Source organism: Ningiella algicola (assembly GCF_028401415.2).
In the GTDB taxonomy this organism is placed as follows: domain Bacteria; phylum Pseudomonadota; class Gammaproteobacteria; order Enterobacterales; family Alteromonadaceae; genus Glaciecola.
Genome location: NZ_CP171821.2, coordinates 4200743 through 4224681, shown reverse-complemented (window position 1 = coordinate 4224681; position 23939 = coordinate 4200743). Strand labels below are relative to the sequence as shown.

Sequence of the window (23939 nt, the reverse complement as noted above, 5' to 3'; positions counted from 1 at the left end):
ATTAGATCCTTCTTTGCTTCATCTCTTTAGCACAATAATCGACTGCTCTCACCGTCATTGCCATGAAAGTAAGTGAGGGATTAACCGTTGCCGACGAGCAATAGCCTGAACCATCAGTAACAAACAAATTAGGAATATCATGGCTTTGACAATAGCCATTCAATACTGATTCTTTAGGGTCTTTACCCATTCTTGCGGTACCAAGTTCGTGGATCGCTGAGCCCATAGGTTTATGCTCATATGAAACCTGTGACGAAACATCTTCACATCCCATAGCTTTGAGCATGGCCTCGGATTCCATCGCACAATCATCCATCATCGCTTTTTCGTTGTCTGACCAACGCGTGTTGAAATGTAGCTGCGGTATTCCCCACTTGTCTGTTTTGGTCGGATGCAGAGATACTTGATTGTCAAAGTCAGGCAAGGTTTCGCCCTGAGCATATACTCCGAACTGCCACGGACCCGGTTTACCGAGCGATTGTTTAAAATCAGCACCAATTCCGTCACCATGAGCAGCGCCCATATGGTTACCACGCATAGCATCACCGCCCAAAGCGTAACCTCGAACATAGTGCTTTTTATACTTTTCAGGCGTGTATTGGAAATTGGGAATGTACATACCAGTGGGACGTCGCCCTGAGTAATACTCGTCTTCCCACCCTGGCAAGGTGCCGTTGGCGCGCGCGTTGTAGTTATGATCCATTAAATAATGGCCCGTCACGCCTGACGTATTTGCAATACCATTAGGACGAGATTTGCTCTTACTATTTAGCAATACTTGTGTAGACCCAAGTGTTGATGCACACAAAAATACAACTTTACCAAAATACTCGCGAGTATTTAGCGTTGCATCATCAATCACTTTTACACCGCGCACTCGGTTGCGAGACTCGTCGTAAATAAGGCTATGAACCACGCTGTTAGGCGCAATATGCAAGTTGCCGGTTTTTACCGCCGCAGGCAAAGTAGAGCTTTGCGTTGAGAAGTACGCACCTAAAGAACAGCCTTTTTGGCACTCATCCCTTGCTTGACATTGCATTCGACCCTGCTCAATGTGAATTTTTGAGGGTTTGGAAAGATGCGCAGCACGCCCAATAATCATGGGGCGGTCAGGAAATGCTTCGGCCATTCTTTGCTTCGCAGCAATTTCAGGTGAATTCATCTCAAAGGGCGGCAAATACTCACTGTCTGGTAATTGCGGTAAATTATCTTTATTGCCGGAAAGACCAATCCATTTTTCGACATAAGCATACCATGGCTCAAGATCTTTATATCGAATCGGCCAGTCGTTTCCATGTCCGTCTTTAATATTCGCTTCAAAATCGTAAGGGCTCATACGATAAGACTGACGGTGCCACGTTAATGATTTACCACCAAGCTGATTACCTCTAATCCACCAAAAGTCCGTACCTTCTTCGGTGCTGTAAGGCAAATCACGATCATTACCAAAAAAGTGTTTTGTTGCATCATTCCAGGCATAACACGTTGACTGAATTTTATACTGCTGTTCAGTCAGCAGGTTATTAACCTTGGTTCGATTTTCGAAGGTCCAAACTGGCTTAGACTCGGTCGGGTAGTCTTTTCGGTGTTCAACCACTCGGCCACGCTCTATCATAAGCACTTTATAGCCGCGCTCAGTAAACTCTTTTGCCGCCCAGCCACCGGTAACACCTGACCCAACCACCACGACATCAAACTCTTCGCGGCTTTCGTTGATATATAACTCTTCTTTCATAAAATCTATCTACTCAGTTAGTAGTAATTCAGAGAACCCCAAACCTTGGTGTCTTCCGTTACGGGGATGGAGCCTTTGTAACCGCCTGGAAAAGGCTGAAAGCTCAGTGCTTTAGTTACGCCTTCCTCTGTAGTGAAGTAACCAAAAACGATTAGCACTTTAAGGTGTTTAAACTGACTTTTTTCATCACTTGAAGCGCTCTTGAGTGCTTCTATATCTCGAAGGACTTGTGTTCTTTCACCAGAACTTAGCGCTGTAAAACCCTTTGAAAACGCTTTTTGCGAATTTCGCTCGACCAGCTCCACAGCTGAAATACAAGCTTGCTGCGACCATTCGTCGTGACACTGCACCAGCTGATGATCCACGAATCCGTGACAATCCACTTCCGCTGCGCTCTTAGTATCTGTTGCTGGCAGCACCGTATCGCATATATCTCTTAGGGTTTGCATCTGTGCCTGCGTGAACAAGAGGCCTGGCCGGCTTGCACTGTCAGGTTTTGGCGTGTAAGCGAGCGCAACTGACATACCGGAGCCAGCCAACACAGAAGCGGCCGCGGTGTAACCCACGGCCTGAGAAAGTGTCTGCAAAAACTGCCTGCGATTAAACCTCATTTCTCTATCTTCTTTTTTCATGTAAGTTTCCCAATTAGGCTGCATTCGCACTGGCAGCTGCCGCTGCACGCTTTCTCATAAAGAAGTAGAAACCGGCGAAGGCGACAATTAAGACCATAGGGAATAAGCTTAAGTTCTCAAGCACTGCAGGGCCTGCCACTGCGGCAATTTCATCGGGACTTGCGCCTGAAGCCGCTGCTTGCGCTTGGGCATTATCCACCCAGCTTCCAACAATTGGGCTCCAAACCGCAACTGAAGCCATGCCTGCGCCACCAACAATAGACATACCAAGCGCGCCCGTTTGTGGTAAATATTCAGCAACACAACCTATCATTGTTGGCCAGAAATAAGTTACGCCAAGCGCAAAAACGATGGCCGCCACGATAGCGAGCGGACCACTGAATTGTGACAACATGAAAAGACCAATAGTTGATACAATAGCTGAATACAGCAACACACCTGTAGGATTAAACTTGTGCACAAGCGGACCCGCAAAATAACGCCCTATTGCCATGATGCCAAAGATCATGGCAAGGGTTACCATTGGGTGCACACCACTACCTGCCAAGATTTTATCAGCCCATTGCGTTGTACCGAGCTCCGTTTGCGCAGTGACTGTCATGCAAACAAATAAGAATAAGAAGACTGGCGTAAACATTGATTTGAAGTTATTTGACGTAGACACCACTGCGGCATCGTGCTTTGGAAACACTGCACCAAGCAACATGAATCCATAGATAGCAGTAGGCACCAGCATGACCGCAATCTGCAACTGCCAACCAATACCAGCATTTGACATTGCAAATGAAATCAAGGCCCCGATAACAATGCCACCTGGGAACCAGACGTGGAATTTGTTGAGCATGGTGGTTTTATTTTTGTCATAACACTCTGAAATAACCGGGTTACATCCAGCTTCGACTGAGCCGTTAGCAAAGCCAACTAACAAAGAGGAAAGCATTAACCCCCAAAAACTGTCTGCCAGGATGGTTAGCACCAAACCGGCAACGTGACATACACACGCAAGCATAATCAAGGTGCGTGCGCCAATAGCGTTGTAAAGCAATCCGCCAAAAATAGTGGCTAATGGAAAACCCCAAAACGCCATAGCGGTAATGTAACCAAGTTGTTCGTTGCTTAATTCAAAATCCACCCCCAACTGGTTTAAAATACCCGCTCTAATACCAAAGGTCATTGCAGTCACGGTTAGCGCGATACAGCTTAATATAAACAGGCGCGACTTTTGCGCTTCTGTTAAATGATCACTTATTGTCATTGTTGAATTCCTTATGTAAAACCAAGCTTACTTCAGACCAAGAATTGAGCGATTTAGCTCATCGTCAGCACCAGAGCCTGCAAAATCATCAAAGGCTTTGTCTGTTGGACGAATTAAATGATCGCTGATAAATTTTGCGCCCTCGCGAGCACCGTCCTCGGGATGCTTCATACAGCACTCCCACTCCATGACTGCCCAGCCATCAAAATCGTTAGCAGTCATTTTTGAAAAGATGTCTTTAAAATCAATTTGACCATCGCCTAGCGAACGGAAGCGGCCGGGGCGATTTATCCAAGGCTGATAGCCACCATAAACACCCATTTTACCCGAGGGTCTAAATTCAGCGTCTTTGACGTGAAAGGCTTTAATTCGCTCGTGATAAATATCGATAAAAGCAAGGTAATCTAACTGCTGTAGAATAAAGTGACTAGGATCGTAAAGAATGTTGGCACGAGGGTGATTGTTCACCTCTTTCAAAAACATCTCAAAGGTGATGCCATCGTGTAAGTCTTCGCCAGGGTGCAGCTCGTAACATACATCACAGCCGTTCTCGTCAAAGCTGTTCAAAATTGGCGTCCATCTTTTTGCCAACTCGTTAAAGCCCGCCTCTACTAAGCCCGCTGGGCGTTGTGGCCAAGGATAAAAGGTTTGCCATAGCAAGGCACCAGAAAAACTAGCATGCGATTTAAGACCGAAGTTACCACTCGCTTTTGCAGCAAGGTGCATCTGGTTGATTGCCCATTCGGTTCGTGCTTCAGGATTATTTCTAACCGACTCGTCGGCAAAGCCGTCAAACATAGTATCGTAAGCGGGATGTGAGGCAACGAGTTGGCCCTGCAAATGCGTTGAAAGCTCAGTAAGCTCTAAACCGTGATTTGCAAGCGTGCCCGTTACTTCTTGGCAATAATCCTGACTCTCAGCCGCCAACTCAAGATTGAACAAACGCTTGTCCCATGAGGGCATCTGTATGCCTTTAAAGCCAATGCTTGATGCCCACTCACAAATACTATTTAAATCATTAAAAGGCGCTTCATCCGAGGCGAATTGCGCGAGAAATATACCTGGACCTTTTATTTGTTTCATCTGGTTTCCTTAAAACAAGGGTTGTTAGCTAAGAATTTATATCCATAAAATAGCACAATAATCAGGATGTAAATTATTTGTTATAAACTCTATCCTTCTTTTTTAACAAGGGTTAATAGAAATTCGGTTGTGCATGCAACATAATCGGCTTTATACTAAACGCGTCTTACAAAGCGAACTGCGGGCGACACCATGAATTCACTGCAACAACCCATTGATATTGATTTTTTGGATGAAATTGGAATACAACAAATCGTACATATGTTCGATTTATTACCTGACACGCTTTTTTGGATTAAAAACGAAAATAGTCAAATTATCTATGCGAATCAGGCCATGCTTGATACTTACGGATTTAAATCTATCTCAAAAATCATTGGCAAAGCAGACGACAGTTTGTCGCCACCTCACATTGCCAAACAATTCATTATGGATGACAGAAAGGTGATGGCTGGCGAATTGGTGACTAATAGAATTGAACTAAATTTAAGGCCTAATGGAGAGTTTGCGTGGTTTTCAACGACTAAACGTCCTCTTACCAACCGACAAGGGAATATCATCGGATCATACGGTTTTACCCATCATCTTGAACGCTCTTCACATGAATTGTCTACAATCAGTGCGATTAAAGCGCCTGTTGAATACATTCGTCAAAACTATCATCAAGACATCAGTATTGAAGAATTGGCAAAACTGGCATTTTTGTCGGTAAGCGCACTGGAGCGCCGATTTAAAAAATACTTATCGAAAACGCCAAAACAATTCTTAAATGAAATTCGTCTAGAAAATGCTAGGCGCCTGTTGATTGAAACACAGCAGCCCATTATGGAGATTGCCTATCAATGTGGGTTTTCAGAACATAGCTATTTTAGTAAGCAATTCAAAGCTTTGTTTGGCACATTACCCTCTCAGCTTCGAAAACAAATATTAGAATCTAACAGCCAAAAAGAGCTTGAATAGCGCTGCAATAGTATGCGCATGAAAAACGCTAACGCTGAAATTGTTGTATTTTTATCCGAATTCAGCATAACGAACGCTGATTGGGCAGAGGTATGCTTTATGTAAATTTATTGTAAATTTCTGGATACATAATGTTAGCGTTTTCGTCTCGTGCCACGTTGTTGGCTATATGCTTAACGGCGCTTGTGTTAAGCGCATGTGGCGGTGGTGGAGGCACTTCAAGCACACCGAACCCTCCGTCAGTGCCCCCTACTCCAGCGCCAACGCCAACGCCAACACCTCCACCGGCGCCTACACCGCCTGAAAATCCGAATATTCCAAACGGTGGGATATCATTAATTACAGACAACCCTGAATCTAATTTCAATATCTTTCAAGGCGATAACAACGGACCGGTGGGTGATGCGAAAACGGTCAGCGTTGACCATCCAAGTTTTTCTCAAGCAATTGAAATCAACGTGAACCAGCCTGATGGTCGCTTCTGGAACGGACAGATTAATTTTGATATTAGCCAGAGCGTGTCATCAGGCGATGTCGTGCTTTTACACTTGTACTTCAAAATGCTTGAATCAAGCGACGAAACTGGCACCGGTTTTGTCACCGCCTTTGTTGAGTCGCCTGCGCCTGAGTTTACCAAATATTTGTTTCGCCAGCTCTCTAGCTCGGGGGATTGGGTAGAATATTATTTACCAATGGTAATCACTGACGCCTTCGACCCCAATCAAATACAACTCAAATTCGGTTTTGGGAATGGTTCAAAATCTCAAACTGTGCAGCTTGCTAATATAACGCTGTTAAATTACTCAAACAATCTAAGCTTAGAAGACTTGCCCGAAACGCGTCCCACATACTTAGGTCGCGAGGCTGACGCAGCATGGCGCGCCGAAGCCGCTCAGAGAATTGAAGAGCACCGCAAAGTCGATTTCACGCTGCTCATTCAAAACGCTCAAGGAGAAGCAGTAAGTGACGCGGCTATCGACGTGAACTTTACAAAGCATGCCTACCATTTTGGCTCGGTGGCAGCTGCCCGGCATTTAGTATTCGATGATCCAGACAGTCAAATGTATCGTGAAAAGCTGCTGGAAAACTTCAATCAAAGCGGCCTTGAGAACGCTTTAAAGTGGGGTGCATGGTCTGGAGAATGGGGGGATGTATTTAGCCAAGAGAATGCAATTTCTGCGCTCGAATGGCTTGACGAGCAAGATTTGTACGCGCGTGGACACGTCATGGTATGGCCGTCTAAGCGCAACTTACCCGATTTTGTGCAGCAATTTTTGCCAGAAGGTAATCCAAGTGCCGCGGACCCACAAGTATTAAATGAAGTACAAAAACACATCTTGGATATGAGTCAGAAAACTCAAGAACTTGTTGACGAGTGGGATGTGCTGAATGAGCCATTTGATAACTTCTATTTAATGGATGCCTTTGGCGACAATGTTATGATTGATTGGTTTGTTCAGGCCGCAGAAGAAAATCCGAATATTCCTTTATATATAAACGATTATTCAATTGTCTCTGGTGGCGGAACAAATCAGGCGCATCAAGACCACTACTTTAATACGATTGATTTTTTGGTGGCCAATGGTGCGCCTATCACGGGAATAGGTATTCAAAGCCACTTCAGCACCACGCCTACACCCATTGCACGCGTCTATGACATCATTGAACGTTATCACAGTGCATTTCCTGAGCTGGCAATTCGTTCTACTGAATTTGATATCGATACCTTTGATGAAGACATGCAGGCAGACTATACCCGTGACTTCCTAACCATATTTTTCAGTCATCCTGCAACCGTGGGGGTGCAAAAATGGGGCTTTTGGGAAGGCGCTCATTGGCGACCAAATGCAGCAATGTACACCCAAGACTGGCAAGCGAAACCTAATCAGCAAGCATGGTTCGAAACCGTTAATGAAACGTTTTGGAATGACTTTAGCGGACGGACTAACGGTCAAGGGCAGTTTTCTGAACGCGGCTTTCTAGGTACTTACGAGGTATCAGTAAGCGTCGGTGGTCAGGTTCAGCGCTTTGAAATAGAGCTTAATTCAAATGATGGACAAAGCTTTACTTTGACGCTTAATTAACACTTAATATACAAAGTTAAAGAATAAAAACGCGTAGTAGTTAATTACTAAATTTCTTAAACAGTTTGTAGGGAGGCCAGTACTTAAAATTCACTGAAGAAAAAAAGTGCAATTAATTCAGGAGTGTTTGGATTAATGAATTAGCTTTTTGCGTATTTTCAGTGGTAGAAATGATAAATAGTTTATCAAAAAACATAATAGTCTAGAATTTTAAACAAGTAGACTATACAATGCTTGTTAATAGTATGTTGCTAAACAGTTGCAATGTTTACGACATTATAATAAAACGAAGTTGGCACACACGTAGTTTGGATTTTATTAAAGGGCACAATAATGAAGAACAAAAATACATTTAATCGCAGTTTGTTAGCGTTGAGCATCTCGTCCCTTCTTGGGACAGTCGCTGCTCCTGCGCTAGCGCAAGATGCATCTGAAGACGAAGCCGAAGTCATTGAGGTTCGAGGTATACGCTCGAGCTTAAGTGAATCCGCATCTATTAAACGAAATTCTATCGGTGTTGTTGATGCTATTTCAGCAGAAGACATTGGTAAGTTCCCTGACACTAACCTTGCAGAGTCTTTGCAACGGATTACGGGTGTTTCTATCTCGCGAACCAACGGTGAGGGTTCAGAAGTCACCGTGCGTGGTTTCGGCGGTAGCTTCAACATGATCACTCTCAATGGCCGAATGATGCCAGCGGCAAGCGCCTTTGGTCAGAATCAGGGCGGTAATAGCCGAGCATTCGACTTCGCCAACATTGCGTCCGAAGGGGTAAGCGGTGTAGAAGTATACAAAACTTCTAAAGCTAATATTGCAACAGGCGGCATTGGCGCAACCATTAATTTGAAGACCACTCGCCCACTTGATGCTTCAAGCAATACCGCTACGGTATCAGCGCGAGCCGTCCACGACACTACCAACCGCATCGGTGATGATGTGACACCTGAGCTGTCAGGATTGTTTAGTTGGGCAGATGACGACGAAAAATTTGGTGTTTCTTTATCAGCAAGTTACCAAGTTCGAGATAGCGGAACAACTGGCGCTAGCGTCAATGACTGGCGTATTGCTCGATGGGACGAATCATTCTACGACACCACTATCAACCCCAATCCAAATGGTCCGGATAGCCCAGAATATCGCAGAAGCCAAGTGACCAATGCGCCTGCGATTGGACAGCAATACGCATTACCGAACAACATTAGCTATGATTACACCGATACTTCTCGGACCAGAACCAATGCTCAATTGACACTGCAGTATGCGCCAACCGAAGATCTCAGATTCACTGCTGACTACACGTATGCGCAAAACAATATAGAAGAGTTTGCAGGTGCGGGCGGTTATTGGTCAAATCGAAACTTTGAGTCAATTGCGTTTGACACCTCTACGCCTGTTGCAACTGTCACACAGTTTGCAGAGAACGTAGGTGGTACAAAAGATAATGCCTTCGCGCAGAACTACTCTGAGCAAACCAATACCCTAAGTTCCACGGGTTTAAACATTGAGTACTTTGCCACCGACAACCTGAAGGTCTCATTCGATTATCATGGTTCTACTATGGACAGTAAGCCAGATGAACCTACCACAGGCGCTAGCTCAATCAACGTTAACATTGCGGCTCCTACCGGACTTCGTCAAGAGTATGACTTTAGTCACGAACTACCTAAACTATTAGCCTTTAACGACGACTCTCGTAAAGGTAATAACAATGGTATCTACGATAAGGGTGATTTGGGATCGCAATACTTGCGCTTCTTCTATGTCCGTCAAACAGCAAAAGTTGACCAAGCCAAACTTGATTTTAGCTATGAGTTTGACGATGGGAAATTTGACTTCGGTATCGAGACTAGAAAAATGGAATCTAAGTTCTTCGAATCGTATCGTCAGCCTGTGCTCGGTAACTGGGGTGTTGAATTCCCAATGGACGTTCCAACCGACCTGATTGAAGACTTTAGTATTGTCAATGAGTTCGATGACTTCGATACCAGCGGTATCACACCAGAGGGCTTCCGCGGCAGTGCCATTGAACTTGGACAATATTTTGCCAATTTGTATGACATTGAGTATGCATATGACCGTAATTTTACTGATGAGTTAGTTGAAGAAGATACACAAGCGGTGTATTTCCAAGTTGCGCTTAATGGCGAACTTGCCGGAATGGAAGCTAATTTCCTTGCTGGCGTTCGATACGAGTCGACTGATGTACTATCTATCTCAAATCAGTTGGTTCCGGTTGCCATTCGTTGGGATGATAACAATGACTTTTCCCGCTTAGAACAGCTTCCAGGTGGTCCAGAGCCAACGCTTTCGCCGGTTAGCGGAGAAACAGATTATGACCATGTATTGCCCAGCCTAGATTTCGACATTATGTTGAGAGATGACGTCAAGGCAAGATTCTCGTTTAGCCAGACCATTGCCCGCGCAGGTTATGCTGACTTACGAGCATCGGTAAGTAGCCTTAGAACAGGTAACCCGACGCTTCTGGGTGGTCAAGCACAAGGTAATGCAGCCAACCCTGGACTAGTGCCATTGTTGTCAAATAACTTTGACTTAAGCTTAGAGTACTATTACGGAGAAGGTAGCTTCGTTTCAGCAGGTTTCTTTGAGAAGCGTGTTCGTAACTTCATCGGTACAGAGCAGGTACTCCAGCCTCAGTTTGGCTTGCGTGATCCAACTAATGGACCACGTGCTCTACAGGCTGCAGCAGAAATTGAAGCCCTTGGTTTGCAGGTCAACGAAACAAGACTATTTGCCATGACTGCGATTCTTGATAATCCTCAAGATTTTCCTAACGGTGCGGGCGACTATGTCGACGACTCAGCATTTTGGGAGCAAATTGCGGCAGATTACGACGTATTTGGAAACGCAGACGATCCATTATTCGAATTCCTTATCACGCGTCCAACTAACACGGAAGACGCTGCGATACACGGTTTCGAAGTTGGTGGTCAGCACTTCTTTGGTGAAACTGGCTTCGGTGTTCAAGCAAACTACACCATCGTACGAGGTGACGTAGGCTTTGACAACGCTGCTGATAGATCGGAACAGCAGTTTGCATTGACCGGTTTGAGTGACTCAGCCAACCTCATTGCTTTCTATGAGAAAGACGGTTGGTCAGCGCGTGTTGCTTACAACTGGCGTGACGACTTCCTAGCAGGAACCAGTCGCGGTAGCGGTAACTCGCCTACATATATTGAGGCATTCTCGCAAATCGATTTGAACGTAAGTTATGACGTCAATGAAAATCTGCAGGTATTCTTAGAAGGTATTAACATTACTGGCGAAGACGCTCGTTCACACGGTCGTACGGTTGCACAGTTGTGGAACCTATCAGACCTCGGCGCTCGTTACCAAATTGGTGCGCGCTACGTGTTCTAATCGGGCATAAACCAAGAACAAAGGCCGCATTTTGCGGCCTTTTTTATCCAAAGTCAGATATAATACACCTTACGTTAGACCATAATAATAATGAGTGATTTATACAGATGCCTAATCATCAACTCTTAAACAACATTGACCATAAACACACCAAAGTTATTGTTGAAAACCATGAAAAATATGGTGACAAAATCAGCGTCATCCAAACCTTCCCTTCTGAGTTCATTCACATCCAGAAAGAATACCCCATTCTTTTTCAAAAAACGGAAGATCAAAGTAAATTCCAAGCCATTGCTATGTTGGGTTTGGTGGAAGATGAAAATCTTTTTTTAGAAAACGATCACGGTTGGCGGGCAAACTATATCCCAGCCATGATTGCTAAAGGCCCATTTCTCATTGGATTTCAAGATCAAAGTGCCACCGGCGGCAGCGATCGCGCTCCCGTGATTCATATCGATATGGATAATCCAAGAGTCAATGACAGCGAGGGTATGCCGGTGTTCAGTGAAACAGGCGGTATCACGTCTTATGTGTCTCATATTAACGATATATTGATGGGCATTTTAGACGGTGTGGGCGCAGCCGACGCTATGTTCGCAGCGTTTGAACAATATGAGCTCCTAGAAGAATTTACCATCGAATTTAGTTTAAACAATGGCGAAAAATACAAAGTCGCAGGCAACTACACAATCAGTGAGGAAAAGCTACAGCAACTGTCTCCAGATGCACTCAAAGCACTCCAAGAGAAGGGATATTTAATGGGTGCATATTTAGTTATGGCTTCACTAACGAATATTCAACGCTTGGTTAATTTAAAGAATGCAAGAGTGAATAGTTAAGCACATTCGAGAGGCAATAGTGGAAGTAAATCATGCCATTAAAGCTCAGATGCGAAGTCTATCGAATTGCTCATAAATAGCCAAAATCGTATATTAGGGCATAAGCAGATTAGCAAGGTAGAAGTATGAACAAGAAGCAACGCTTATTAATTGTAGGGGGCGGAACAGCAGGCTGGATAGCGGCTGCGGCAACTGCAAAGCAACTTGGTAGTTTACTTGATATAACGCTTATCGAATCTGACGAGGTGGGCACAGTGGGTGTAGGCGAAGCAACCATACCTCCTATGAAAACCTTTCATCGTTTGCTGGGCGTTGATGAGCGTGAGTTTATGCGTGCAACGTCAGCTACCTTTAAGCTTGGCATCTCCTTTGAAAATTGGGGTAATAACGATGAAAAATACATTCACTCTTTTGGGCACACGGGCCAAGAAAGTTACCTCGCGGATTTTCAGCACTTCTGGCTTAGAGGCTTAAAAAACGGAATTGACGCAGAGTTTGGCGAATACTGCTATGAGTTGATGGCGGCTAAAGAAGGGAAATTTGCAACGTCGGAAAAATCCAACATCAGCTATGCTTATCACCTTGACGCTGGTAAGTATGCAAAATTCCTTCGTGAATACTCAGAAAAGCGAGGTGTGGTAAGGCGAGAAGGTAAAATTAATGGCGTTGAACTCGACCAGGAAACCGGTTTTATTAAGCATGTTAAGCTGGAATCAGGCGAGATTATTGAGGCTGACTTGTTTATTGATTGCTCAGGCTTTAGAGGTCTGTTGATTGAGCAAGCCTTGCATACCGGATACGACGACTGGACCCATTGGTTACCCTGCGATAGCGCGATTGCCGTGCAAACTAAATCAAAAGGAGAGCTTCTTCCTTATACACGTTCAGTTGCGCATGAAGCAGGTTGGCGTTGGCGCATCCCTTTGCAGCACAGAACGGGCAATGGATTCGTCTTTTGTAGCAAGCATATGAGCGATGAGACGGCCAAACAAAATTTGCTTGACGCAATTGATGGTGAGCCGATTAATGAACCCCGCGTGATTAAATTTAAAACGGGGCGTCGCCGTAAAGCGTGGAACAAAAACTGTGTCGCACTTGGTTTATCCAGTGGCTTTTTGGAGCCCTTAGAATCAACCAGTATTCATCTAATTATGACCGGTATTATCAGACTGTTGCGCCTATTTCCCTTTGACGGCGTCAAACCATCCCTTGTTGATGAATACAATATGCAGGCGAAAGAAGAAATGGAGAAAATACGTGACTTTATTGTGCTGCATTACAAAGTCACTAACAGGCAAGATACACCGTTTTGGAATCATTGCCGCAGCATGGACGTACCAGAATCCTTAAATCATCGAATAAACTTGTTCAAAGAGCGTGCGCACGCTTACCAAGCCGAAGGAGAGCTTTTTAGAGTCGACTCTTGGACACAAGTTATGTTTGGTCAAGGGATCATGCCCAAAACCTACCATAAATTCGTCGACACAATGGATGAAAAAGACTTGCCTCAGTTTTTAGGTCAGTACCGACAAAATGTGCGCCAAGCGGTGACGCGTTTGCCGTCTCATGCTGAGTTTATTGAACAGTACTGTAAAACACCCTCATAATGGCAACTCAGTCAGTACCAGACTCACAAACGCTAAGCGTGGCTCATATATGCAGCGACAAGCCTTTGCTGATTGAGGGCTTGGTCGCCCAATGGCCAGCCGTGCGTAAGGCACAAACTTCAAATAATGCGTTCGTAGACTATATAAATCAGTTCTATAATGAGCGACCAACCAATATTTACAGGGCTCCTCCCGAGGCTAAGGGTCGCCTAGCGTATACCGAAGACGGTAGTGCACTTAATTTTAAAGTTTCGCCGCAAAGACTGGATGCGTTTTTAGATGAAATTCTACAGGGCATTGGCATAGAAGGCGCGCCGACACTATACAACTCCTCAAGCGTACTCGATACTTTCTACCCTGGATTTAATCAAGATAATCCCTTGGACATCCCCTTTCAAGAAGCTTATGGGAAGCAACTACATCCCATCATCAGTATTTGGATGGGCAATAAGACGACTGCGAGCTGCCACTATGATGTACTCGATAATGTGGCATGTTGTGTAGCTGGCAGCAGGCGTTTTACGCTATTTCCGCCAGAACAAGTGGATAATCTTTATCCCGGCCCTTTGTATCCCACCCCAGGGGGACAAGTGATCAGCATGGTGGATTTTGAGAACCCTGACTTTGAAAAGCATCCTCGATTTAAAGAAGCCCTCAAGCATGGCCTGGTTTTTGATTTAAAGCCTGGCGATGCCATTTTTATCCCCGCGTTATGGTGGCACCATGTTCAAGGCTTAGCAGATTTTAACGCACTCGTGAATTTTTGGTGGAACGAGGCGCCTGCCTATCTTGGCCGAGGTATGGATTCGCTTGAACATGCCATGTTAGCCATACGAGATTTGCCTGCGGCCCAAAAAGCAGCTTGGAAACATATGTTTGACTACTACGTTTTTGGCGATTCAGAGGCAGTGCACAGTCATCTGGCAGATAAAGCCAAAGGCTTTTTGGCCCCCTTAGATGAAAACGCAGCTCGGCAACTAAAAGCGATGTTGCAAAATAAATTAAACCGATAAACAAGAAAAAGAAACCGCCAGCACGCCACGCTAGATAGAATACCTTAAACCAATACCATCAATAGCTTATGCAAGACTGAAATAGGAATTTACGATGAAGAAGTACATCAAGAGCCGACAACAGGCGTTTGCGTCTCATAAGTCATTTTTAGGTGCAGGCATTGTGGTGCTTTTTTTCACCGTGACATTGTCAGCCTGCACTGACAGTCAAGATGAATCTGCACAATCTGCGAGCGCTGATTTAAGTGCATCAGAACAAGCCCAAAGCGCTGCAAGCAGCAGTGACTCTGCGCAAAAACCCATCGCACAAATTGAACGTGAAGCTGAACTTAGAATGAACAATTTTAAGCTCCCCGAAGGCTTTGAAATTAGCTTATGGGCGGATGAAACTCAAACGCAAAACCCGGCATACTTTACCTTTGACGGCAACGGCGACATGTTAATGGTAGAAACGGCACGTTTTACCAATGGTGTGGATGATATTCGCGGACATGAAAACAAAACGGTTGAAGACATTTACATTACATCAAACGAAGATCGCCTAGCCATGTATGAAAAGTATAGCGATGAGCGGCCAATGTCTTACTACAGAACAGGCGACGACATCATACGATTGCTCAAAGATACTGACGGTGACGGGCGTGCTGACCATAGTAATGTATTTTCAGATGGTTATAACGATGTGCTTGATGGCATTGGCGCAGGAGTTATTGAGCGCGACGGCAAGGTCTATTACACCAATATTCCTCACCTTTGGATGTTAGAGGATACAGATAATGACGGTGTCGCCGACGAGCGCACCTCCTTGCAGGATGGCTTCGGCATTCGTATTAGTTTTTATGGTCACGACCTTCATGGCTTGATCTGGGGGCCAGACGGTAAGCTGTATTGGAGTATTGGCGACCGGGGTTTTAATTTGACGACCAAAGAAGGCAATCACTTTTACGGGCCCAATTTAGGCGGCGTGTTCCGCTCAGATCCCGACGGGTCAAACATCGAATATTTCTACACTGGCTTGCGTAATCCTCAAGAGCTTGCATTCGACGAATATGGCAATCTATTTACTGCAGACAATGACGGGGACGGTGGCGACTTAGAGCGTGTTAATTACCTAGTTGAGGGCGGCGATTCAGGATGGCATGCAGGACACCAAAGCATAATGAGTTTTACCGAGCGCCTAAAACTGCGCTCTTCACATTACACGGGAGACCCTAAAATCCCCAATGCGTGGATGACTCAGGACCAATACAAGCCTCGCAATGACAAACAACCCGCTTTTATGCTACCCGCGATCGGTCAGCTAAACGGAGGGCCATCGGGCTTGGTATATAACCCAGGAAGCAGTTTTGGTCCTCATTTAGAAAACACTTTCTTTGTTATCCACTATATGGGCTCGCCTGCTCAGTCAAATATCACTACTTTTAAAATTGAAGATAACGGGGCGACCTTTGACATGGTCAGTAATGAACCATTTTTACAAGGATTTAATGCTGTTGATTTAGATTTTGGCCCGGATGGCGCGATGTATATTTCTGAATACAATTATGGCGGCTGGCAACCTGAATCTCAGGGAGCGGTTTATCGCCTTAAACATCCCGATTATGGCACAACGAATAAGGTAAAGCTCAACGAAGGGATCCTCACCAGTGATTTTGCACAATACACGCTAGATGAGCTTGTAGACTTAATCAAAAATGACCATCAACGCATTCGCCAAAAAGCACAGTTTGAACTAGCCAAACGCGGCGACGCAGGAGTTCAAACTTTCTTAGCGCTTGCAAACAATGCAAATGAATCAGAGCTTACTCGTTTGCATGGCGTATGGGGATTAAGTCAGATGGCCTATTATGCTAATCAGCCAGAGCCTTTACTTCAAAGCCTCATGGCCTTACTTGATGATGCAAACCAGCACGTTCGCATTCAAAGCGCCCGTGCCATGGGCGACCATCGTTATTTACCCAGCGCAGACAAACTGGTAGCCATGCTAAATGATGAGAATCTTCGCGTCGTTATGTATGCCGGTATAGGCATTGGTCGAATGGCATATGAGCCTGCCATCCCAGATGTGATCACTGCACTTGAAAAATATCAAAATAATGACTTATGGGTGCGCCACGCGCTTACAATGGCGTTGTCGGGTACGGATAAAAACACTTGGTGGCAGTATCATAGCCATGAGTCTGAGCATGTACGAATGGGTGTTTTACTTGCAGCCCGCAGGCTAAAACTTCCCGAGATTGCGGTATTTTTGAACGATAGTAAACAGCATCTTGTCGATGAAGCAATCACAGCAATCAACGACTTAGCCATTGTGCAGGCACGTCCTCAGCTTGCAGCACACTTGAAAAAACAAATCGACCTTGGAGACGGCGCCTACCCAGAAGATAAAGTGGCTCAGTGGCAGCATCATCGAGTCATTAATGCAAGCTATGCCCAAGGCTCAATCCAAGATGCAGTAAATCTGCTCGAATACGCCGCGTCTGATGGACTGCCTACGCGTTTAGCGAGTGAAGCCCTTTCGGCAATCGAAGCCTGGAACGACATTAACCCCATTGATGCCACCACGGGTTTGCCAACACAAGCCAATACTCAACGTCAAAACATTCAAGCCGCGGTTACGCAGTATTTACCTAAGGTACTTGCAAAAGTGCAAGGACAGGCGCTGGTGCAGTCTATCAGAATGGCTGAAGCAAATAGCATTGATATCTCAAATGATGTGCTGCTTGCTGCGGTCTACAATCAAAGCAATAGTGACGCGGTTCGTATGCAAGCACTGACCTATCTCATGAGTCGTAACTTAGACAATATGGGCGATGTTTTATTAGAACTTACTACTGACAAAGACCTTGTAGTGCGAGGGGACGCACTCAGCAAACTATTTTCCATTGATGCTGAAGCCGGTCTTGTCCAAGCAAAGCGTTTTTTACAGAGCGAAGAAACTAAAGACCGTCAAGTCGCTTTTGATGTACTTGCTCAGGGTGCAAGCCCCGAAATTGATGAAATAGCGCTACAAGCAATGCGTGTGTTGAACCAGACGAAACAGACTGACGGCGCGACGCTGGAATTGCTCAGCTTAGCGAGATCAAGAACCAATGAAGCTGTTAAGGCTCAATATGATCAGTACACGAGCTATCTTGAGAGTGCAGACATCATGACCCAATACGCCAGCAGCATGTATGGAGGAAATGCTGAGCAAGGAAAGAATATTTTTGCTGGCGGAGGCGCAAGTGAATGTATGCGATGCCACATGGTCAATTGGAGCGGAGGCGATGTAGGGCCTGATTTAAGCGACATTGGCAATATGTATGATAATGCCTATCTATTGGAATCTATTGTCGATGTGGGTGCGAGCATTGCACCTGGTTATGGCACCATCGTACTTACCATGAAAAACGGAGATACGATTAGCGGCATTTATCAGGGAGAAAGCGATACCCTTGTGAAACTTGAACGCGAGGAAAACTTGATTGAAAGCTTCAATCGAAGCGATATAGAAAGCATACAGCAGCCTATGTCGGGCATGCCGCCAATGCATCGATTCTTGGACCCTTATCAAATTAGAGACCTCGTGGCGTATCTGGCGTCATTAAAGTTGGAATATGAAAAAGTGGAAGAAGTACACTAATGTACTTCTTCAATATTCTTTATTTTGATTACCTGGCAACACTTTGATATCAATCTTACGAAATTCTGTTGGCGTGCTTTCGGCCTGAATAGCGATGTATCCACCGCTTAACATTGCGGTGCCGCGCGCGTTTATCAAATCAGCCGCTTCATTTGGGTCAAGTTGAGGCTGGCTGTATTCAAACACTTTTTTCCCGTTGATATAATGCGTCACGCTCTCGTTCCCAAGTACTTCAATTTCAGCCGTAACCCATTGCTCGCTCGGATAGCCTTCAACGCTTGAATTGATGCAGTGCGTTGTGTCGAGCTCACCGTTTCGAACAATATGAGAGCCTGTGGAGCACATGTTGCCGGTATTGCGGACATTGCCATTTCGTCCGATTCTGCTCAAAAACTGCATTTCAACAGATGCCGGGAATCCTTGCTCAAAGCTCATAGTTGATGGATGCTGAGAATGAATCATCACGCCATTATTCTCAAATGCCCAGTCGGGAGCACCTTTTGCCTGCTCTCCGATGAATCGATATTCTATTTTGAGACGGTAATGGGAATATGGCACTTGGTAATAAAGATGACCAAAACGATCGTCAAACTGTTCATACTCATCGTAAGAAACGGTCAGCTTACCGTCTTGTACGCCAAAGGTATTGTTGTAATTTTCACCTTCATCCGCGTTTGCAAATTTAGGGATCCAATCTGACAAGTCCTTTCCATTAAACAATGGTGTCCACTGTTGATTAGCCGAGCCGTCTGTGTGAGGTTTGTCTGAAGTATTTTCCGGAACGTTCTCCACCGAGCAAGACGCACTCAAAATACCTGTTGATAGCATTATACATAAAGGTAAAAAACCTAAACGAAAACGATGTGTCATTTGCTCTGCCATGTTCCTTTCTCTTTGTTTGTCTATAAGCGTAGAATTATGAAGCTAAGCCAATGAATAGGCCACGTAAAAGCTAAAATTATCAATTTGTTAACAATTATCGTAATTAGCAAATGACGAGCAGTTTGCGACACTCGACCCATGTTATTATTGTTTCGGTCGTCCTTAAAAGATGAGAGCAAAACCTGATGTTTAGGCTAAATGATAAGAACAGACATTGTTTGCCCCTTAAGCTATGCATGTGGCTCGCGATTCTAAGCGTTTTGTTTACCTACTCCGCGCGTGGATTAGAACAAGATAAGTCAAATGAGGATCCAGATTGGTTAAGGGTCGAATCCTTCAGTATGCCTAAGTACTCTGCTTATTTGAGCATAGAAACCGTTGCCGGTTTGCAGGAGCAAGAGCGCCTAATGAACGCGGCAAGAGCGCAGTGCAATCCCAACACACAAGAAAGTGCAGCAGACATCAGAGCATGTGAAGCAAAGATGTACGCGGTAATTATGCCCAAAGCGCTCGAGCGATTTGCGGTCAATATCGAAGCTAAAACCATCGCCGGCGTTCAAACGGATGTTATCACGCCAAAAGCGGGGATCAGCGCTAAAAACGAACAACGCGTATTAATCAATCTTCACGGTGGCGGCTTTAAATATGGTGGTCGCTTCGGTGGTCAACTTGAGAGCATGCCAATTGCAGAGTATTTTGGCATTAAAGTCGTCACGATTGATTACCGCAAAGCACCTGAGCACCGCTTTCCCGCCGCATTAACTGACGTAAAATTAGTATATCAAGCGCTACTAAAGCAATACCCTTCAGACAATATTGGCTTTTTTGGCTGCTCGGCAGGTAGTCGCGTTAGCGGACAAGCCATTGCGCATTTGGCGTCACACTCGTTGCCAGGCCCGGGGGCAGCAGCATTCTTGTGCTCTGCACCTACTGCTCTGGATGGAGACAGCAACTACTATGCAGCAGCCATGCAAGGGCGACAGCCACTGAGCATTGATGGCGTTGAGTATTGGGAAGGACTCAGCACAGACAATCAAGCCGCCTTTCCGGGAGATTTTAGCGAGCAACTTGCCGCCTTTCCTCCCTCGCTGTTAATCACCTCAACACGCGATTATTCACTGAGCCCTATGGTAGCCATGCATCGAAAGCTCGTGAATCTTGATATTCCTGCACAACTGCATATCTTTGAAGGTTTTACTCACGCCCAGTTTATGAGCATGTACGTACCAGAAGCACGAGAAACAACCAAGATCATGAGTGAGTTTTTTGACCGTTTTCTCGGGCAAGCACCCTTGTCAGCTGTAAATGACTGATATAAAACTGTATCGCACAAGGTCCGTTATCGTCGGCGCCGCAATTGCCATTGTAGCCTTTATTATAAGTCAACTGTCTCAAGCGCCTTTTAATGTATCCCTCACAGTCGCCATTGTGCTTTTATGTGCAATATGGTGGGCAACTGAGGCCATTCCTATTCCCATCACGGCCTGTATTCCTTTATCCATTTTTCCTTTAAGCGGCATTATCAGCAGAGCAGAATTAGGCGGGGCACTTGGCAACCCAATCAACCTTCTGCTGATTGGTGGCTTTATACTATCCATTGCAATGGTGAATACAAAAGCGCATCTGAGAATTGCCAGCGTGCTGTTTTCTTTAATTAAACCTCAGAGCGAAAAGCAGCTTATCATAGCGTTTATGCTCTGCGCTGCCTTTTTAAGCATGTGGATATCTAATGCAGCAGCGGCAATGATGCTCATTCCGGCTGCGCTGGCAGTAATTGAGCAAAACCGAAGCACCGCCAAGCGGGAAAAATTTAAGGTGCCTTTGCTGTTAGGCATTTGTTATGCGGCCAGCGTAGGTGGACTTGCTACGCCAATTGGCACCCCGCCAAACCTTGTTTTCATCCAAGCTTATGAACAAGCGACAGGACTGCGTATCAGTTTTATTGATTGGATGAAATGGGGTCTGCCATGTGTACTTGTGCTATTGCCCATCGTCATGCTCTATCTAACTCGAAAATACTCATCAAGCGCTCAGGACGATAGCACCCACAGAATCGAGTTAAGCCGGATAAGCAAACGAGAACAGTACGTTCTTTTTGTATTTGTACTGGTAATATTGGCTTGGATGACCCGCGCTGACCCTTATGGCGGCTGGAGCGAGTGGCTCTCATTACCGAATGCACATGATGGCTATGTGGCTATATTAGGCGCAATCGCGCTTTTCATCATTCCCGTGCAAACTCAGTCTTTAAATGGTAACAATCAAGAGCAAAATGGTGAGTATTCTGCGCTGCTAACCTGGGACGAAGCAAAGCATATTCCTTGGGGTGTCATTTTGTTAATTTCTGGGGGGATTGCGATTTCAATAGCGCTCAGAAACACCGGCCTTATTGGCTCAATAGCAGAGTCTTTCAGTATTTTTAAAAGCTGGCCATTGTGGCTAATGATAGGACTTATTTGCCTGAGCGTGGCATTTATCACAGAAATTATGAGCAATACCGCGTGTGCAGCATTGATTATGCCCATTTTAGCCGCGCTGGCGATAAGTTTAGACCTTGATCCACTGCTATTTATGCTACCAGCCGCAATGTGCGCCAGCTGCGCGTTCATGATGCCAATGGCGACAGCACCAAACGCCATTGTGTTTGCAACCAACCAACTGTCAATTAAAGATATGATAAGAGAGGGCACGCCACTGAATTTTATTGCGGTGTTCGTCGTGGTACTCGTGCTTTTTTTGTTAACGTCTATTTTTTGAAATAGGAAACATGAATGAAGACACTACTGATTTCGATATTAGCATTACTTAGCTTTCAAGTTAGTGCCGATGACTACCCAGAGTATGAAAAGCATGTATACACAGATAAGAAGTATTCAAGTAAGGCAAGCTTACCCTACCGAATGCTGTTACCTGCAAACTTCGATAGCAGCAAGTCATACCCTTTAATCTTGTTTTTACATGGCGCGGGCGAGCGAGGAAATGACAATGAAGCGCAACTGACTCATGGAGCCGCTCTATTTCTCAATCCATCTTTTAGAAACCGCATTCCAGCAGTGGTGGTATTCCCTCAAGCAGCACAAGATGATTATTGGGTAAATGTAGACGTAGATCGGTCTTTGAGCGGCAATACCTTTTACTTTAAAGCCGATGCACCAAAGACGCAATCGATGTCGCTGTTGTTAGATCTTATTGACGAACTAGGGAACAGAGCATTTATCGACCAACACAATATGCTTGTGATGGGTCTTTCAATGGGCGGCATGGGCACCTACGATTTACTTGCGACCAGGCCCAATACATTCAAAGCGGCGGTTGCTATTTGCGGAGGCGCACATCCGCAGCTTGGGGCAGAAATTGCTCCGACACCTGTTTGGGCCTTTCACGGCGATCAAGACAAGGTGGTACCTCTGTCTGCATCTCAAGTGATTGTAGATGCCATAAATACGAAGGGCGGAAACGCTAAACTCACCGTATATGAAGGTGTTGAACACAACAGCTGGGACAATGCCTTCGCAGAGCCAGAGCTATTGACATGGATGTTTTCTCACGTGGACACCTTTTAAATAAGGCCTGTATGGAATAAGTAAACTGAATCCTGTTTAAGTATAAAAAACGCCAAGATCTATCGGGCTTGGCGCTGTCGCTTATCCCAGATTGAGGTTGTGTACACTTACAAAACGTCTGACAACTTAAAATCCACCCATTTTTCGTTTGCTCGCGTGGCTGCAACACAGTTTTCAATGAAGGCCATTCCCCTTATTGCCTCATCAATACCCGGTGCAGTGCTCTCCAATGCTTCGGTAGCGTCTGCATCGCCGAAGGCTCTAATTTGCCGAGCAAAGTCCATATACAGATTTGCAAAAGCTTCTAGATATCCCTCAGGATGACCCGCTGGCGTGCGCATAGAGCCTGAGGCTAATGGACTAAATCCGCCAACGCCTGTGCGCACCAACTCAGCAGGTGTATCGTTGTATTTAATTATAAGTGTATTTGGCTCTTGTTGGTGCCATTCGAGTCCGGCTTTAGTGCCATAAATACGAATGTTTAGGTTATTTTCCTCGCCCACACTCACTTGACTGGCAATTAAGACACCTTTTGCGCCATTATCGAAGCGCATCAACACATTGCCATCATCATCAATTTCTCTTCCAGCCACCACAGGCTCAAGGTCAGCGCACATTTTGGTGATCGAAAGACCCGACATAAACTCGGCCAAATTCGCCGCATGCACACCAATATCCCCCATGCAGCAACTCACGCCAGCGCGTTTTGGGTCTAAACGCCAGCTGGCTTGTTTGTTATCTGGCCCAGGCGGCTCTGATAACCAGCCTTGTGAGTATTCAGCTACAATCTTTGTAACCTTGCCTAAATCACCCGCTGCAATGCGTTGCTGCGCTTCTCTAACAAGAGGATAACCGGTGTAAGTATGGGTTAATCCGTATAGAACATTGTGCCCGTCCAACACCTTTTTTAACTCAATTGCTTCCTGAAGTGTAAAGGTTGCAGGTTTGTCTGACATTACGTGAAAACCGGCTTCAATAGCCGCTTTTGCTACAGGAAAGTGCAAGTGATTCGGCGTCACAATCGATACAAACTGCATACGTTCGTGTTCAGGTAAGGCTGCTTCTTTTACAAACATTTCATCAAAATTTGCATAGCAGCGCTGTGGGTTTAAATGCAGCGCCTTGCCAGTTGCAAGACAGTTTTCATGGGATGAACTAAATGCACCGCAAACTAATTCAATCTCACCGTCTATTGAAGCTGCAGCGCGATGCACAGCACCAATAAATGCGCCTTGACCGCCTCCGACCATGCCCATTCTAACCTTATTGTTGAACTGACTCAT

16 protein-coding genes are annotated in these 23939 nt (G+C 45.2%); 10 read left to right on the top strand and 6 right to left on the bottom strand.

The annotated features are described in order from the left end of the window. Position 1 precedes the first annotated feature (1 nt). Genes PN836_RS18360 through PN836_RS18345 form a run of 4 tightly spaced genes read right to left on the bottom strand, consistent with a single transcriptional unit; the run spans position 2 to position 4705 of the window. Positions 2–1735, bottom strand: a complete 1734-nt coding sequence (locus tag PN836_RS18360; protein WP_395341124.1) for a GMC oxidoreductase — start codon at positions 1733–1735, stop codon at positions 2–4. Between the two features lie 17 nt (positions 1736–1752). Continuing rightward, positions 1753–2367 carry a gluconate 2-dehydrogenase subunit 3 family protein gene (locus PN836_RS18355; RefSeq protein ID WP_395341122.1) on the bottom strand — a complete coding sequence of 205 codons (615 nt, stop codon included), beginning with the start codon at positions 2365–2367 and terminating at the stop codon, positions 1753–1755. 13 nt (positions 2368–2380) lie between these two features. Next, a complete protein-coding gene (locus PN836_RS18350; RefSeq protein WP_395341119.1) occupies positions 2381–3622 on the bottom strand; it encodes an MFS transporter in 1242 nt (413 codons plus the stop codon). A gap of 27 nt (positions 3623–3649) precedes the next feature. Beyond that, the gene (locus PN836_RS18345; protein WP_395341117.1) at positions 3650–4705 is read right to left on the bottom strand and encodes a sugar phosphate isomerase/epimerase family protein; all 1056 of its coding nucleotides are present in this window, start codon (positions 4703–4705) and stop codon (positions 3650–3652) included. 192 nt (positions 4706–4897) lie between these two features. Between PN836_RS18345 and PN836_RS18340 the strand changes: the two genes are divergently transcribed. The 7 genes from PN836_RS18340 (at position 4898) to PN836_RS18310 (ending at position 18211) form a co-directional block, all read left to right on the top strand. Next, the gene (locus tag PN836_RS18340; protein ID WP_395341114.1) at positions 4898–5665 is read left to right on the top strand and encodes a helix-turn-helix domain-containing protein; all 768 of its coding nucleotides are present in this window, start codon (positions 4898–4900) and stop codon (positions 5663–5665) included. Between the two features lie 131 nt (positions 5666–5796). Next, positions 5797–7749, top strand: a complete 1953-nt coding sequence (locus PN836_RS18335) for an endo-1,4-beta-xylanase (RefSeq protein ID WP_395341111.1) — start codon at positions 5797–5799, stop codon at positions 7747–7749. Between the two features lie 333 nt (positions 7750–8082). Continuing rightward, positions 8083–11127, top strand: coding sequence for a TonB-dependent receptor (locus PN836_RS18330; RefSeq protein WP_415926377.1), 3045 nt, complete (start codon positions 8083–8085; stop codon positions 11125–11127). 107 nt (positions 11128–11234) lie between these two features. Then, positions 11235–11966, top strand: coding sequence for a SapC family protein (locus PN836_RS18325; RefSeq protein ID WP_395341105.1), 732 nt, complete (start codon positions 11235–11237; stop codon positions 11964–11966). A gap of 125 nt (positions 11967–12091) precedes the next feature. After that, positions 12092–13573, top strand: a complete 1482-nt coding sequence (locus PN836_RS18320) for a tryptophan halogenase family protein (RefSeq protein ID WP_395341102.1) — start codon at positions 12092–12094, stop codon at positions 13571–13573. Continuing rightward, entirely contained in the window at positions 13573–14586 is a 1014-nt protein-coding gene (locus PN836_RS18315; protein WP_395341100.1) for a cupin-like domain-containing protein, read from the top strand. Before PN836_RS18320 ends, PN836_RS18315 begins: the two co-directional genes overlap by 1 nt. A gap of 94 nt (positions 14587–14680) precedes the next feature. Beyond that, the gene (locus PN836_RS18310; RefSeq protein WP_395341097.1) at positions 14681–18211 is read left to right on the top strand and encodes a PVC-type heme-binding CxxCH protein; all 3531 of its coding nucleotides are present in this window, start codon (positions 14681–14683) and stop codon (positions 18209–18211) included. A 9-nt stretch (positions 18212–18220) separates the two neighbouring features. On the opposite strand, the gene PN836_RS18305 is transcribed toward PN836_RS18310, so the two are convergent. After that, entirely contained in the window at positions 18221–19093 is an 873-nt protein-coding gene (locus PN836_RS18305; RefSeq protein WP_395341094.1) for a 3-keto-disaccharide hydrolase, read from the bottom strand. Between the two features lie 185 nt (positions 19094–19278). On the opposite strand from PN836_RS18305, the gene PN836_RS18300 reads away from it, so the two are divergent. From PN836_RS18300 to PN836_RS18290, 3 genes are read left to right on the top strand one after another with little or no spacing between them, the layout of a single operon-like run. Continuing rightward, positions 19279–20406, top strand: coding sequence for an alpha/beta hydrolase (locus tag PN836_RS18300; protein WP_395341091.1), 1128 nt, complete (start codon positions 19279–19281; stop codon positions 20404–20406). Further along, on the top strand, positions 20399–21850 hold the full coding sequence (locus tag PN836_RS18295) for an SLC13 family permease (RefSeq protein WP_395341089.1): 1452 nt from the start codon (positions 20399–20401) through the stop codon (positions 21848–21850). The genes PN836_RS18300 and PN836_RS18295 overlap by 8 nt, the downstream gene beginning before the upstream one ends. A 14-nt stretch (positions 21851–21864) precedes the next feature. Next, positions 21865–22656 carry a prolyl oligopeptidase family serine peptidase gene (locus PN836_RS18290; protein ID WP_395341086.1) on the top strand — a complete coding sequence of 264 codons (792 nt, stop codon included), beginning with the start codon at positions 21865–21867 and terminating at the stop codon, positions 22654–22656. A 107-nt stretch (positions 22657–22763) separates the two neighbouring features. Here the strand turns inward: PN836_RS18290 and PN836_RS18285 are convergent, their stop codons facing one another. Beyond that, complete coding sequence (locus PN836_RS18285; protein ID WP_395341083.1) at positions 22764–23939, bottom strand: Gfo/Idh/MocA family protein; 1176 nt, start codon at positions 23937–23939, stop codon at positions 22764–22766.

Bases quoted from the DNA above. Each gene is read 5' to 3' on its own strand.
- PN836_RS18310 (WP_395341097.1), top strand. From the start codon at position 14,681: ATGAAGAAGTACATCAAGAGCCGACAACAGGCGTTTGCGTCTCATAAG.
- PN836_RS18320 (WP_395341102.1), top strand. From the start codon at position 12,092: ATGAACAAGAAGCAACGCTTATTAATTGTAGGGGGCGGAACAGCAGGC.
- PN836_RS18340 (WP_395341114.1), top strand. From the start codon at position 4,898: ATGAATTCACTGCAACAACCCATTGATATTGATTTTTTGGATGAAATT.
- PN836_RS18325 (WP_395341105.1), top strand. From the start codon at position 11,235: ATGCCTAATCATCAACTCTTAAACAACATTGACCATAAACACACCAAA.
- PN836_RS18355 (WP_395341122.1), bottom strand. From the start codon at position 2,367: ATGAAAAAAGAAGATAGAGAAATGAGGTTTAATCGCAGGCAGTTTTTG.
- PN836_RS18345 (WP_395341117.1), bottom strand. From the start codon at position 4,705: ATGAAACAAATAAAAGGTCCAGGTATATTTCTCGCGCAATTCGCCTCG.
- PN836_RS18295 (WP_395341089.1), top strand. From the start codon at position 20,399: ATGACTGATATAAAACTGTATCGCACAAGGTCCGTTATCGTCGGCGCC.
- PN836_RS18290 (WP_395341086.1), top strand. From the start codon at position 21,865: ATGAAGACACTACTGATTTCGATATTAGCATTACTTAGCTTTCAAGTT.
- PN836_RS18330 (WP_415926377.1), top strand. From the start codon at position 8,083: ATGAAGAACAAAAATACATTTAATCGCAGTTTGTTAGCGTTGAGCATC.
- PN836_RS18335 (WP_395341111.1), top strand. From the start codon at position 5,797: ATGTTAGCGTTTTCGTCTCGTGCCACGTTGTTGGCTATATGCTTAACG.
- PN836_RS18315 (WP_395341100.1), top strand. From the start codon at position 13,573: ATGGCAACTCAGTCAGTACCAGACTCACAAACGCTAAGCGTGGCTCAT.
- PN836_RS18305 (WP_395341094.1), bottom strand. From the start codon at position 19,093: ATGGCAGAGCAAATGACACATCGTTTTCGTTTAGGTTTTTTACCTTTA.
- PN836_RS18360 (WP_395341124.1), bottom strand. From the start codon at position 1,735: ATGAAAGAAGAGTTATATATCAACGAAAGCCGCGAAGAGTTTGATGTC.
- PN836_RS18350 (WP_395341119.1), bottom strand. From the start codon at position 3,622: ATGACAATAAGTGATCATTTAACAGAAGCGCAAAAGTCGCGCCTGTTT.
- PN836_RS18285 (WP_395341083.1), bottom strand. From the start codon at position 23,939: ATGAGTCAGTTCAACAATAAGGTTAGAATGGGCATGGTCGGAGGCGGT.
- PN836_RS18300 (WP_395341091.1), top strand. From the start codon at position 19,279: ATGTTTAGGCTAAATGATAAGAACAGACATTGTTTGCCCCTTAAGCTA.